The sequence below is a fragment of the Helicobacter pylori genome (genome assembly GCF_003636935.1).
Classification (GTDB): domain Bacteria; phylum Campylobacterota; class Campylobacteria; order Campylobacterales; family Helicobacteraceae; genus Helicobacter; species Helicobacter pylori_CH.
In genome coordinates this window covers 29,810-43,939 of the sequence record NZ_MVVH01000009.1, presented here as the reverse complement: position 1 = coordinate 43,939, position 14,130 = coordinate 29,810, and the positions used below count along the sequence as shown (strand labels likewise).

The 14,130-nt window shown below is 38.3% G+C and carries 13 protein-coding genes; 12 read left to right on the top strand and 1 reads right to left on the bottom strand.

The window, feature by feature from the left end:
- The first annotated feature begins 123 nt into the window (after positions 1–123).
- The 6 genes from csd3 (at position 124) to EAL87_RS06090 (ending at position 5,862) form a co-directional block, all read left to right on the top strand.
- Entirely contained in the window at positions 124–1,341 is a 1,218-nt protein-coding gene (gene csd3 / locus EAL87_RS06115; RefSeq protein ID WP_120913716.1) for a peptidoglycan DD-metalloendopeptidase Csd3, read from the top strand.
- Positions 1,341–1,976 carry an NUDIX hydrolase gene (locus tag EAL87_RS06110; RefSeq protein WP_120913714.1) on the top strand — a complete coding sequence of 212 codons (636 nt, stop codon included), beginning with the start codon at positions 1,341–1,343 and terminating at the stop codon, positions 1,974–1,976. Before csd3 ends, EAL87_RS06110 begins: the two co-directional genes overlap by 1 nt.
- Positions 1,977–1,986: 10 nt before the next feature.
- Entirely contained in the window at positions 1,987–3,342 is a 1,356-nt protein-coding gene (gene pgbA / locus EAL87_RS06105) for a plasminogen-binding protein PgbA (RefSeq protein ID WP_120913712.1), read from the top strand.
- A gap of 1 nt (position 3,343) precedes the next feature.
- Positions 3,344–4,723 (top strand): glycolate oxidase subunit GlcD, encoded by a 1,380-nt coding sequence (glcD, locus tag EAL87_RS06100; protein WP_120913710.1) that lies wholly within the window; start codon positions 3,344–3,346, stop codon positions 4,721–4,723.
- Positions 4,724–4,745: 22 nt separating this feature from the next.
- Positions 4,746–5,510 carry a 4-hydroxy-tetrahydrodipicolinate reductase gene (gene dapB, locus EAL87_RS06095; RefSeq protein WP_120913708.1) on the top strand — a complete coding sequence of 255 codons (765 nt, stop codon included), beginning with the start codon at positions 4,746–4,748 and terminating at the stop codon, positions 5,508–5,510.
- Between the two features lie 181 nt (positions 5,511–5,691).
- Positions 5,692–5,862: an urease-enhancing factor gene (locus tag EAL87_RS06090; RefSeq protein ID WP_120913706.1), complete on the top strand. Its 171-nt coding sequence runs from the start codon at positions 5,692–5,694 to the stop codon at positions 5,860–5,862.
- 218 nt (positions 5,863–6,080) lie between these two features.
- Here EAL87_RS06090 and glnA read toward each other — a convergent pair whose 3' ends face one another.
- Complete coding sequence (gene glnA / locus EAL87_RS06080; protein ID WP_120913703.1) at positions 6,081–7,526, bottom strand: type I glutamate--ammonia ligase; 1,446 nt, start codon at positions 7,524–7,526, stop codon at positions 6,081–6,083.
- A gap of 135 nt (positions 7,527–7,661) precedes the next feature.
- Between glnA and EAL87_RS06075 the strand changes: the two genes are divergently transcribed.
- From EAL87_RS06075 to csd6, 6 genes are all read left to right on the top strand, one after another.
- Entirely contained in the window at positions 7,662–9,776 is a 2,115-nt protein-coding gene (locus EAL87_RS06075) for a GmrSD restriction endonuclease domain-containing protein (RefSeq protein WP_120913701.1), read from the top strand.
- A 62-nt stretch (positions 9,777–9,838) separates the two neighbouring features.
- Positions 9,839–10,288, top strand: a complete 450-nt coding sequence (rplI, locus tag EAL87_RS06070; RefSeq protein WP_162972668.1) for a 50S ribosomal protein L9 — start codon at positions 9,839–9,841, stop codon at positions 10,286–10,288.
- 3 nt (positions 10,289–10,291) lie between these two features.
- On the top strand, positions 10,292–10,834 hold the full coding sequence (hslV, locus tag EAL87_RS06065) for an ATP-dependent protease subunit HslV (protein WP_000461043.1): 543 nt from the start codon (positions 10,292–10,294) through the stop codon (positions 10,832–10,834).
- Positions 10,834–12,165 (top strand): ATP-dependent protease ATPase subunit HslU, encoded by a 1,332-nt coding sequence (hslU, locus tag EAL87_RS06060; RefSeq protein WP_120913699.1) that lies wholly within the window; start codon positions 10,834–10,836, stop codon positions 12,163–12,165. Before hslV ends, hslU begins: the two co-directional genes overlap by 1 nt.
- Positions 12,165–13,070: a GTPase Era gene (gene era, locus EAL87_RS06055; RefSeq protein ID WP_162972666.1), complete on the top strand. Its 906-nt coding sequence runs from the start codon at positions 12,165–12,167 to the stop codon at positions 13,068–13,070. The genes hslU and era overlap by 1 nt, the downstream gene beginning before the upstream one ends.
- Positions 13,067–14,059, top strand: coding sequence for a cell shape-determining L,D-carboxypeptidase Csd6 (csd6, locus tag EAL87_RS06050; RefSeq protein WP_120913695.1), 993 nt, complete (start codon positions 13,067–13,069; stop codon positions 14,057–14,059). Before era ends, csd6 begins: the two co-directional genes overlap by 4 nt.
- The last annotated feature ends 71 nt before the right edge of the window (positions 14,060–14,130 follow it).

The window sequence follows — 14,130 nt, the reverse complement described above, 5'->3', positions numbered from 1 at the left end:
ACCAATAAAACGCGCTTCATAAAGCTATAAAAACAAGGCTAGGCTTTAAACTTGTCGTTTTTCTTTAATGGCTTATGTTATACTAATGAAATACAGATCCAATTGAAGGCATTAAACAACTGCATGGTATTTTTTCATAAGAAAATTATTTTAAATTTTATCTATTCTTTAATGGTTGCTTTTTTATCCCATGGGGTTCTTTTAAAAGCCGATGAAATAGTTAAAAAGCAAACTTTTAACTCTTTAGTGGGTGAAAGGCTTGTGTGGGATAAACTCACGCTGTTAGGGTTTTTGGAAAAAAACCATATCCCTCAAAAACTCTACTACAACCTGAGCTCTCAAGATAAAGAATTGAGCGCTGAAATCCAAAGCAATGTTACCTATTACACTTTAAGAGATGAAAATAACACGCTCATTCAAGCCCTTATCCCTATAAGCCAGGATTTGCAAATCCATATTTACAAAAAAGGGGAGGATTATTTTTTAGACTTCATCCCCATTATCTTCACTCGTAAAGAAAAAACTCTCCTTCTTTCTTTACAAACTTCGCCCTATCAAGATATTGTCAAAGCCACCAATGACCCCCTTTTAGCCAACCAATTGATGAACGCGTATAAAAAAAGCGTGCCTTTTAAACGCCTAGCAAAAAACGATAAAATCGCTATCGTCTATACAAGAGATTATCGTGTGGGGCAAGTGTTTGGCCAACCGACCATTAAAATAGCCATGATTAGCTCTCGTTTGCACCAATACTATCTTTTTTCCCATTCAAACGGGCGCTATTATGACTCAAAAGCACAAGAAGTGGCAGGGTTTTTATTAGAAACCCCGGTGAAATACACCCGCATTTCTTCGCCTTTTTCGTATGGGAGGTTCCATCCTGTCTTAAAAGTCAGACGGCCTCATTACGGCGTGGATTATGCGGCTAAACATGGCAGTTTGATCCACTCTGCATCAGATGGCCGTGTGGGTTTTATAGGGGTTAAGGTGGGGTATGGGAATGTGGTTGAAATCCATTTGAATGAATTGCGCTTGGTGTATGCTCACATGAGTGCGTTTGCTAAGGGGTTGAAAAAAGGCTCGTTCGTTAAAAAAGGGCAAATTATAGGAAGAGTGGGAAGCACCGGTTTAAGCACTGGGCCGCATTTGCATTTTGGCGTGTATAAAAACTCCCGCCCCATTAATCCTTTAGGCTATATCCGCACCGCTAAAAGCAAATTACACGGCAAGCAAAGAGAGGTTTTTTTAGAAAAAGCTCAGCATTCTAAGCAAAAATTAGAAGAACTTTTGAAAACCCATTCCTTTGAAAAAAATTCATTTTATCTTTTGGAGGGTTTTTAATGTCTTATTTTAAGAATGCTTTCAATCAAAAATCTTTAATAGATGATTCTAGTGTGTATTTAGAGCCTTGTTCTAGCTCTAATTTCATAGAATTAAAACGCATGCATTATCATGAAGAGAATACTAAGAAAACATGGGATATTATTAGATCTTTAGACAGCGTGGCGGTTTTACTCTATGAAAAAGAATCCGATTGTTTTGTGATTGTGAAACAATTCCGCCCAGCCATTTATGCGCGCCATTTTCATTTTAAACATGAAATTGATGGATACACTTATGAATTGTGCGCAGGACTTGTGGATAAAGCCAATAAGAGTTTAGAAGAAATCGCTTGCGAAGAAGCGCTAGAAGAATGCGGTTATCAAATTAGCCCTAAAAATTTAGAAACCATAGGCCAATTTTATAGCGCGACTGGGTTGAGCGGGAGTTTGCAAACGCTCTATTACGCTGAAGTGTGCGCGGATTTGAAAGTTTCAAAGGGTGGGGGGATTGATGCTGAAAAGATTGAAGTGCTGTTTTTAGAGCGATCAAAAGCTCTTGATTTTATAATGGATCTTCAATACGCTAAAACCACCGGATTGTCTTTAGCCATTTTATGGCATTTAAAAAAATTTAAAAATACTAAAAATGTTTAAAAGGAATTGTATGTTAAGGCTTTTGATAGGACTTCTTTTAGTTGGCTTGATAAGCTTGCAATCAGCCTCTTGGCAAGAACCCTTAAGAGTGAGTATAGAATTTGTGGATTTGCCTAAAAAAATCATTCGTTTTCCAGCTCATGATTTGCAAGTGGGGGAGTTTGGTTTTGTCGTTACTAAACTTTCAGATTATGAAATCGTTAATTCTGAAGTGGTCATTATTGCCGTTGAAAATGGTGTCGCAACGGCTAAATTCAGAGCGTTTGAGTCTATGAAACAAAGCCATTTACCCACTCCAAGAATGGTCGCTAAAAAGGGGGATTTAGTCTATTTTAGGCAATTCAACAACCAAGCGTTTTTAATCGCTCCTAATGATGAAATCTATGAACAAATCAAGGCGACGAATACCGATATTAATTTTATTAGCTCTGATTTGTTGGTTACCTTTTTGAATGGGTTTGACCCAAAAATCGCTAATTTAAGAAAAGCGTGCAATGCTTATAGCGTGGGGGTGATTTATATTGTAACCACCAACACGCTCAATATTTTAAGCTGTGAGAGTTTTGAAATTTTAGAAAAAAGAGAGCTGGATACAAGCGGTGTGACTAAAACTTCTACGCCGTTTTTTTCTAGGGTTGAAGGCATTGATGCAGGCACGCTGGGGAAACTCTTTTCAGGAAGCCAATCTAAAAACTACTTCGCTTACTATGACGCTTTAGTGAAGAAAGAAAAACGCAAAGAAGTGAGGATTAAAAAGCAAGAAGGAAAAATTGACGCTAGAGAAAATAAACGAGAAATCAAGCAAGAAGCCATTAAAGAGTCTAAAAAAGCCAATCAAGGCACAGAAAACGCTCCTACTTTAGAAGAGAAAAACTACCAAAAAGCAGAGCAAAAACTTGACGCTAAAGAAGAAAGACGCCGCTTAAGAGATGAAAGGAAAAAAACTAAAGCCACCAAAAAGGCTATGGAATTTGAAGAAAGAGAAAAAGAGCATGATGAAAGAGACGAAAAAGAGACTGAAGGAAGAAGAGAAGCTTTAGGAATGGAAGGAAATAAAGGAGGAGAAAAAGTCAAACCTAAAGAAAATGAGCAAGAAATCAAGCAAGAAGCCATTAAAGAGCCAAGTAATGAAAGTAATGCCACCCAGCAAGGCGAAAACAAAAACGCTCCTAAAGAGAATAACGCTCTAAAAGAAGTGCCAAAACTCAGTCCTAAAGAAGAAAAACGCCGCTTGAAAGAAGAAAAGAAAAAAGCCAAAGCCGAACAAAGAGCGAGGGAATTTGAACAAAGAGCGAAAGAGCATCAAGAAAGAGATGAAAAAGAGCTTGAAGAGCGAAGAAAGGCGCTAGAAGCGGGTAAAAAATAACATGTTAGACCAACAACACATTAAATATTTTAAAAACCTAGTAGGGGGAGAGGATTTTTTCACTGATTTAGCGCATTTGAACGCTTATTGCTATGACGCTACTAAAGAAAGGCATTTGCCTAGCGGCGTGATTTTCCCTAAAAACGAGCGAGAAATCAGCCAGATTTTAAAATATTGCAACGAGTACCGCCTTATCGTTGTGCCTAGGGGGGCTGGGAGCGGTTTTACAGGGGGGGCGTTGAGCGTGAGCGGGGGGCTAGTTTTAAGCGTAGAAAAGCATTTGGATAAGATTTTAGAGATTGACACTAAAAATTTAATCGCTAGAGTAGAGCCGGGCGTGATTAACAAGCATTTCCAAAACGAAGTGGAAAAATTGAATCTCTTCTACCCCCCAGATCCAGCGAGTGAGAGTCAAAGTACTTTGGGGGGGAATGTCGCTGAAAATGCCGGTGGCATGCATGCGGCTAAATACGGCATCACTAAAGATTATGTCATGGCTTTAAGGGTGGTTTTAGCGAATGGTGAAATCATAAGGGCCGGCAAAAAAACGATCAAAGATGTCGCCGGTTTTAATGTTGCAGGGCTGATGATTGCTAGTGAGGGGTGTTTGGGCGTGATTTCTGAAATCACTTTAAAGCTTTTAGCCAAACCGCCTCTAAAACAAAGCGCGATGGGGGTTTTTAATCGTATTGAAGACGCCATGAACGCTGTTTATAAGACAATGAGCAGCGGCGTTACGCCTGTGGCGATGGAATTTTTGGATAATTTGAGCATCAAAGCGGTTGAAGAAAGATTTTCTAAAGGCTTACCCAAAGACGCTGGAGCGATACTCATCACTCAAGTGGATGGCGTGGTTAAAGAGCAGATTGCATGGCAACTCAATGAGATAGAAAAGCATTTCAAAGCCAATGGGTGCGTGGATTTTAAGATCGCTCAAAACGAACAAGAAGAGCAAGATTTATGGTTTTCAAGGCGTAACGCTTCTCAAAGTATTAGCGTTTATGGTAAAAAGAAATTGAATGAAGATGTGACCGTTCCTAGGGCGAGTTTGCCGAGTTTGTTACAAGAAGTCGCCAAAATCAGCCAAAAATACGGCTTTAAAATCCCTTGCTTTGGGCATACGGGTGATGGCAATGTGCATGTGAATATCATGCTAGAAGATCCTAAAAGGGATTTGGAAAAAGGGCATCAGGCTATGGAAGAGATTTTTCAGTCCGCTATCAGTTTGGAGGGGACTTTAAGCGGGGAGCATGGCATAGGCTTGTCTAAAGCTAAATTCATGCCTTTAGCGTTTAATCATAGTGAAATGGAGCTTTTTAGGAACATTAAAAAAGCCCTTGATCCTAATAATATTTTAAACCCTTTTAAAATGGGGCTATAAAATTTAAAAGTAAGGAAAGCGCATGAAAATCGGTGTTTATGGAGCGAGCGGTCGCATAGGGAAACTGCTTTTAGAAGAATTAAAAGGGGGGTATAAGGGATTAGAGCTGTCTAGCGTGTTTGTCAGGCAAAAATGCGAAACGGATTTCAGCTCTTTTTCGCACGCCCCTTTAGTAACCAATGATTTAAAAGCGTTTGTGAGGGCATGCGAATGCGTGATTGATTTTTCTTTACCTAAAGGCGTGGATCATTTGCTAGAGGCTCTTTTAGAATGCCCTAAAATTTTAGTTTCTGGCACAACCGGTTTAGAAAAAGAAACGCTAGAAAAAATGCAACAATTAGCCTTAAAAGCGCCGCTTTTGCATGCACACAACATGTCTTTAGGGATTATGATGCTCAACCAATTAGCCTTTTTAGTTTCTTTGAAATTAAAAGATGCGGATATTGAAATTATAGAAACGCACCACAATCTCAAAAAAGACGCCCCGAGCGGCACGGCGTTGAGTTTGTATGAGACTTGTGCCAAGGCTAGGGGGTATGATGAAAAAAACGCCCTAATCACTCACAGAGAAGGTTTGCGCTCTAAAGAAAGCATTGGTATAGCTGCTTTAAGGGGGGGCGATGTCGCTGGGAAGCACACGATAGGGTTTTATTTAGAGGGCGAATACATAGAGCTTAGTCATACGGCGACTAACCGATCTATTTTTGCTAAAGGGGCTTTAGAAGTGGCCCTGTGGCTTAAGGATAAAGCCGCTAAAAAATATGAAATCAGCGAAATGTTTGGTTGAATGTTTTAATTCTTTTTGAAATGGCGGTTTAAAGCGTTTCTTATTTTACCTAAGCTTTTAGAATATCATTTCAATTGTTTTGAGTTTCATTTACTTTTTGTTTAATAATAAATCATAGTATTCTAACTATATAATTCAAAGTATTTAATTATTAAAAAATTTTAAAACAAAAGGATATAAAATGAAAACGATTAGAAACGGCGTGGTGGTTGGCATGTCTTTACTTGGCGGTTGTGCTAGCGTTGAGACTCGCTTTGACGCTTTGCGTGTTGCTTGCATTAAAGACGCTTCTATAGAAAAAGAATCGTATTACACGCCTAAGGACTTTGGTAGCCCTTACCACACTGACTAAACCGACACTGGGCTTTAGAGGTGTTATTTCAGTGCTTTCTATCCCCTTAAAAAATGAGTTTTGCATAAAAAATAAAGCTAAAAACCCCACCTTTAAAAAATTAAAGAGCGTTGAGTAAGACTTATCCAAAAAGCAAAAAACCACTTTTTTAAGAACAAGGTATTTTTGCCTTATTCTAAATTTTTAGAGTGGGATTATTGACCCACTCATTCTCAATTCTAGCATGAATAAGTGGTGATAAATTCAAAAGGATGGGGTTTGCTCTCCCATGGGAACACTTCAGCGTTGAATTTAAGCGACTGATAGGCTTGGATAAATTCTTCGCTAAAGACCTGACCCTCTTTTAAATACTGCTTATCGGCCAACATTTCTTCTAGCGATCTTCTTAAAGTGTGGGGCATTTGTTTGATACCCTTTTCTCGGATTTCATCTAAAGTCAATTTGAAAAGGTTAATATCCATCGCTTCGCCGGGATCAATCTTATTTTTAACGCCATCCATGCCCGCCATTAAAATAGCCCCAAAAGCCAAGTAAGGGTTTGATGAGCTGTCCGGGAACCTGAATTCAAACCTAGCACTATTTTTAGAAATCCCATAAGGGATACGCACGCTCGCGCTCCTGTTATTAGCTGAATAGGTTAAAATAGATGGGGCTTCATAGCCTGGAATCAGGCGTTTATAAGAATTAGTGGAAGCGTTAGTGAAAGCGGCTAACCCTCTAGCGTGGTGCAACACACCCCCTAAAAAATGCAACGCCAACTCACTCAAGCCCTTGTAAGTTTCGCCGCTAAAAAGGTTTTCGTTGTTTTTCCAAACGCTCACATGGGTGTGCATCCCGCTCCCGTTATCCCCATATAAAGGTTTTGGCATGAAAGTGGCGGTTTTCCCGTTTAAATGAGCGACCATTTTAACCACATATTTGAGTTTTTGGACATTGTCAGCGGCTTCCACCAAATCCCCAAATTTCACGCCCACTTCGCCTTGCGCTTGCGCGACTTCATGATGGACGACAAAAGTTTCTAGCCCTACTTGGTTTAAGACTTTCACAATTTCAGTGCGAATATCCATCATCGTATCCGTTGGCGGCACAGGCATATAGCCCCCTTGCTTGCCCGGTCTATGCCCAAAATTCACGCCATTTTCAAAGCTCTTATCCCGATTCCATTCGCCCTCTTCACTATCCACTTCGTAGTATTGGGAATTGGAAGCGTCTTTAATCTTAATGGAATCAAAGATGAAAAATTCGCTCTCCGCACCAAAATAAGCCACATCGCCCAAACCTGAATCTTTTAAATGCTGTAAGGCTTTTTTAGCGATACTTCTAGGGCATTTTTCGTAAGGCTGGTTTTTATACACATCATACACATCGCAAAACACGACCACGCTCACATCCGCGCTAAAAGGGTCAATGAAATAACGCACCAAATCGGGGGTTAAAATCATATCAGAGTGTTCAATGCCTTGCCAGCCTTTAAAACAACTCGCATCAAAAGGAATCCCCTCTTTAAGCATGCCATGCGTCAAAGCCCCAAAAGAATAAGCGATATGGTTCCAAGTGCCTTTAATATCGCTGAATCTAAAATCCACAAATTCCACTTCATTTTCTTTGCAAAATTCAAAAAACTCTTTGATCTTGCTTTCACTATTTTGAGTTCTTACTATCATTAACCACCTTTAATTATTATGAATTGAGTTTGATTGATAGGGGTGATTATAGCATTTATGGGGTAAAAAAGTAAAATCTGTATCAAGTTTGATTAAGATACATGCGGTAAAATTCGCTAAATTAAGGAGTGTATTATGGAAGCAGACGCAACCACACTATTAGGATTTTTTGAAGAAAATCAAAACAATCAATTTGTCATTCCCATCTATCAGAGGTTGTATAGTTGGGAAAAGGAACAATGCGAACAATTATGGGATGATATTATAAAAATTGGTGGGAATGATAAGATGAATGGGCATTTTATCGGTTCTATTTTGTATGTACTAGATGGTAATACGCACTCTAGCCCATTACTCATTATTGATGGCCAACAAAGGCTCACCACTATCACGCTTTTACTCATCGCTTTAAGGAATCACTTAAGCGATGAAGTCAAGCGTAAAGAAATAGAGAGCTATCTTATTAACAGCGATAAGGATGGCGATAAGAAATTCAGGCTCATCTTATCAGAGTCTGATAAAGACACCTTGCTGTCTTTGATTGATAAAGACAGAAGAAAACCGAGCGAGCCTTCGTTAAAAATAATGGAAAATTTTAAATTATTTGAAAAATGGATTGGTGAAAACACCGACAAACTAGAAACGATTTTTAAAGGATTAGAAAAACTCATGATAGTTTGGATTGCTTTAAAAAAAGAAAAAGATGATCCTCAACTTATTTTTGAGAGCATGAACTCAAAAGGTATCGAACTCACGCAAACGGATTTGATTAGAAACTATATCGTAATGGAAACAGAGATTGAAAAACAGGAAGACTTTTATAATCAATATTGGAGGGCTATGGAGGAGGATTTTAAACAAAATGAAAAATTGTTTAAACAAAATAAAAAATCGTCTAAACAAAATAAAGATTTGTTTGATCGGTTTGTCCGGCATTACCTCACGATCAAAACAGGAAAGATTCCCAAAGAGAAAAGAGTTTATCAAGCTTTTAAGGATTATCAGCAAAAAGAGGAGATAGAAATAGAGGTATTGCTCCAAGATTTACAAAAATATTGCGGGTATTTTTGCCAGATTGCATTCAAAAAAGAAGCCGATAAAGATTTAAACAAGGCTTTAGGTTTTTTGGTGGATTTAGAGATGGATGTGGTGTATCCGCTATTATTGGAGCTTTATAGCGATTATAAGGATGGCGTTTTATCCAAGCAGGATTTTACCCCTATTATCGCTTTAACAGAGAGCTATATTTGCAGAAGGGCGGTGTGTGGGCTTGGCGCAAATAGTCTCAATAAAGTCTTTCCCTCTTTTACAAAAAAGATTGATAAAAAGCAATACCTTAAAAGCGTGGAGGAGCATTTTGGGTCGCTAACAGGGATGCAAAAATTTCCAAACGATTTTGAATTTAAAGATTCTTTTATTACGATAGATTTTTATAAGTTAAAAAAAAATAAATACTTTCTTGAAAGGTTAGAAAATTTTGACACAAAGGAGCCGGTCAATACTAAGGAATGCACTACAGAACACATCATGCCTCAAACACTCACAGAAGAATGGAAAAGGGATTTGGGTGAAAATTTTCAAGCAATACACGAGAAATATCTCCACACAATAGGGAATCTCACTCTAACCGGTTATAACCAAGAGTATAGTAACAATTCTTTCCAAGAAAAAAGAGATATGGAAAACGGCTTCAAACAAAGCTCATTAAAGCTCAATCAAGGTTTAAAAGATTTGGAATCTTTTGGCGAAAAAGAGATTGAAAAAAGAGCTAATGATTTAGCAGATTGGGCTTTAAAGATTTGGACTTACCCCAAGCTAGATGCAGAAACATTAGAGAAATATAAACCCAAGAAAGACAAGAAAGAAAAAAAGGCTTATGATTTAAGCTCTTATAAGTTTGGTTCTCATTCAAGGGAGCTATTTGATATTTTAAGAAAAGGGATTAAAGCTCTTGATGAAAGGATAACTGAAAAATTTAATCAAAAATATATAGCTTATAAGTTTTGTAAAATAAGTTTTGTGGATATTGTTGTGCAAGAAAAAGGCTTAAAATTGTATTTAAAAATGAACTTGAATGAATTGCAAGATGAAATAAAGGAAAAACTAAAGATCAGAGATGTTTCTAATATCGGTCGTCCATGCGTTGGAAACATGGAAGTAGAGCTAGAAACAAAAGAAAATATCCCTTATTGTTTGGGATTGATCAAACAGGCTTTAGAAAAACAGATGGGTGGTAGGAACAGGCAATAAAAACCCAACTTATTAAAATAAAGAGTATAATTACAAATTACTTACAACTTAAAGGGGATATCATGAAGGTTCTATTACTAGAAGATGTGAAAAATTTAGGCAAAGCGGGTGAAGTGTGTGAGGTTAAAGATGGCTATGGGAATAACTTTTTAATCGCTAACCAAAAAGCCAAACTCGCCACTAACGAAGTGATCAACAAATACAAAGCCGAAGTTAAAAAGAAAGCGGAAAAAGAAGCCCTAGAAAAGGCGCAAAAATTGCAAATGGTAGAAACCTTACAAACCATCACGCTGACTATCCACAAAAAAGTCGGCGCGAACGGCTCTTTATTTGGAGCGATCACTAAAGAAGAGATCACGGAGCGTTTGAAAGAACAGCATGCGAATTTAGATTTAGATAAAAAAGACATTGAACTCAAACACCCGATTAAAAGCACAGGGATTTATGAGATTGAAGTCAAGCTTGGATCGGGGATTGTGGGCGCGTTTAAAATTGATGTGGTGGCTGAGTAGAAAATGTTTGAAGCGACGACGATTCTAGGCTATAGAGGGGAGATGGGGGGCAAGAAGTTTGCGCTCATTGGAGGCGATGGACAGGTAACTTTGGGTAATTGCGTAGTCAAAGCCAATGCGACAAAAATCAGAAGCTTGTACCACAACCAGGTTTTAAGCGGGTTTGCCGGGAGCACGGCGGACGCTTTTAGCTTGTTTGATATGTTTGAACGCATATTGGAGAGCAAAAAAGGGGATTTGTTTAAAAGCGTGGTGGATTTCAGCAAAGAATGGCGCAAGGATAAGTATTTACGCCGATTGGAAGCGATGATGATCGTTTTAAACTTCGATCACATTTTTATTTTGAGCGGCACAGGCGATGTTTTAGAAGCTGAAGACAATAAGATCGCTGCTATTGGGAGTGGGGGGAATTACGCTTTAAGTGCGGCTAGGGCTTTAGATCACTTCGCTCATTTAGAGCCTAGAAAACTTGTAGAAGAGTCCTTAAAAATCGCAGGGGATCTTTGTATCTATACCAACACGAATATTAAAATTTTGGAGCTTTAATGTCTAAATTGAATATGACCCCACGAGAAATTGTCGCTTATTTAGATGAATACATCATTGAACAAAAGGAAGCTAAAAAGTTTATCGCTATCGCTTTAAGGAATCGTTACAGGCGTTTGCAACTGGAAAAATCCTTACAAGAAGAAATCACGCCTAAAAACATTTTAATGATTGGCTCTACTGGCGTGGGTAAGACTGAAATCGCAAGAAGAATGGCAAAAATCATGAAACTCCCCTTTGTGAAAGTGGAAGCGAGCAAATACACAGAAGTGGGTTTTGTGGGGCGCGATGTGGAGTCTATGGTGAGGGATTTAGTCAATAACAGCGTGCTTTTAGTGGAAAATGAGCATAAAGAAAAATTAAAAGATAAGATTGAAGAGGCGGTTATAGAAAAAATCGCTAAAAAACTCCTACCCCCCTTGCCTAATGGCGTGAGTGAAGAAAAAAAACAAGAATACGCTAACAGCCTTTTAAAAATGCAACAAAGAATTGCGCAAGGCGAGTTGGATAGTAAAGAAATTGAAATTGAAGTGCGTAAAAAAAGCATAGAGATTGATTCTAATGTGCCGCCTGAAATTTTAAGGGTTCAAGAAAACTTGATTAAGGTTTTCCATAAAGAACAGGATAAAGTCAAAAAAACTTTAAGCGTTAAAGAGGCTAAAGAAGCCCTAAAAACGGAAATTAGCGACACGCTTTTAGACAGCGAAGCCATTAAAGTGGAGGGTTTGAAGCGCGCAGAAAGTTCAGGGGTGATTTTTATTGATGAAATTGATAAGATCGCTGTCAGCTCTAAAGAAGGAAGCCGTCAAGATCCCAGTAAAGAGGGGGTTCAAAGGGATTTGTTGCCGATTGTAGAGGGGAGTGTGGTGAATACGAAGTATGGTTCTATTAAAACAGAGCATATTTTATTCATTGCGGCCGGGGCTTTCCATCTTTCTAAGCCAAGCGATCTCATCCCTGAATTGCAAGGGCGTTTCCCTTTAAGGGTGGAGTTGGAGAATTTAACCGAAGAAATCATGTATATGATTTTAACCCAAACTAAAACCTCTATCATCAAGCAATACCAAGCCCTTTTAAAAGTGGAAGGCGTAGAAATTGCGTTTGAAGACGATGCGATCAAGGAGTTAGCCAAACTTTCTTATAACGCCAATCAAAAAAGCGAAGATATAGGCGCTAGAAGGTTGCACACCACCATTGAAAAAGTGCTAGAAGACATTAGTTTTGAAGCGGAGGATTATTCTGGGCAAAATATTACTATCACTAAGGAATTGGTTCAATCAAAGCTAGAGGATTTAGTGGCTGATGAAAATTTAGTGAAGTATATTTTATAATGAAAACTAAGGCGGGCTTTGTAGCTCTTATAGGCAAACCAAACGCTGGAAAAAGCACTCTCTTAAACACTTTATTAAACGCTCATTTAGCTCTCGTTTCGCATAAGGCTAACGCGACTAGAAAATTAATGAAATGCATCGTGCCTTTTAAAGATAAAGAAGGGTATGAGAGCCAAATCATTTTTTTAGACACACCAGGGCTCCATCATCAAGAAAAATTACTCAACCAGTGCATGCTCTCACAGGCTTTAAAAGCGATGGGCGATGCTGAATTGTGCGTTTTTTTAGCTTCTGTGCATGACGATTTAAAAGGCTATGAAGAGTTTTTGAGTTTGTGCCAAAAACCCCATATCTTGGCTTTGAGTAAGATTGACACCGCCACGCATAAGCAGGTTTTGCAAAAATTACAGGAGTATCAACAATACGCTTCGCAATTTTTAGCCCTAGTGCCTTTGAGCGCGAAAAAATCTCAAAATTTAAACGCGCTTTTAGAATGCATCAGCGAATATTTAAGCCCTAGTGCATGGCTTTTTGAAAAGGATTTGATGAGCGATGAAAAAATGCGCGATATTTATAAGGAAATCATTAGGGAGAGTTTGTTTGATTTTTTGAGCGATGAAATCCCTTATGAAAGCGATGTGATGATTGATCAATTTATAGAAGAAGAACGCATAGATAAGGTGTATGCACGCATTATCGTAGAAAAAGAAAGCCAAAAAAAAATCGTGATAGGCAAAAACGGGGTGAATATCAAACGCATTGGGACTAACGCGCGATTGAAAATGCAAGAAGTGGGCGAAAAAAAGGTTTTTTTAAACTTGCAAGTGATCGCTCAAAAATCATGGAGCAAGGAAGAAAAGAGCTTGCAAAAATTGGGTTATATCCATCAAAGGAATAGGGATTGAAAAAGGTATTACCGGCTCTGTTAATGGGGTTTGTGGGATTGAGCGCTAATGATCGTTTGTTAGAAATCATGCACCTTTATCAAAAACAAGGCTTGGAAGTGGTGGGTCAAAAGCTGGATTCTTATTTAGCGGATAAATCTTTTTGGGCAGAAGAGCTTCAAAACAAGGACACGGATTTTGGCTATTATCAAAACAAGCAGTTTTTATTTGTAGCGGATAAATCCAAGCCCAGTTTGGAGTTTTATGAGATAGACAACAACATGCTTAAAAAAATCAACAGCTCTAAAGCCCTTGTAGGCTCTAAAAAGGGCGATAAAACTTTAGAAGGCGATTTGGCCACGCCTATTGGAGTGTATCGTATCACGCAGAAATTAGAGCGCTTGGATCAATATTATGGCGTTTTGGCTTTTGTAACGAATTACCCTAATTTATATGATACCTTGAAAAAACGCACCGGGCATGGCATTTGGGTGCATGGAATGCCTTTAAATGGCGATCGGAATGAATTGAACACTAAGGGCTGTATTGCGATTGAAAACCCGCTTTTAAGCTCTTATGACAAAGTGTTAAAAGGCGAAAAAGCGTTCCTCATCACCTATGAAGACAAGTTTTTCCCAAGCACCAAAGAAGAATTGAGCATGATTTTAAGCTCCCTTTTTCAATGGAAAGAAGCCTGGGCTAGGGGCGATTTTGAACGCTACATGCGTTTTTATAACCCCAATTTCACTCGCTATGACGGCATGAAATTCAACGCTTTTAAAGAGTATAAAAAAAGAGTGTTTGCAAAAAATGAAAAAAAGAATATCGCTTTTTCTTCTATCAATGTGATCCCCTACCCCAATTCTCAAAACAAACGCTTGTTTTATGTGGTGTTTGACCAAGATTATAAAGCCTACCAGCAAAACAAGCTCTCTTATAGCTCCAATTCTCAAAAAGAACTCTATATAGAGATTGAAAACAATCAAGTGTCTATTATAATGGAAAAATAAGACTTTGTTTTAATGGGAGCAGTCTAAACGGATTTTTTAACCCATTCAGTCGCCTAATACAAAGTTTGATT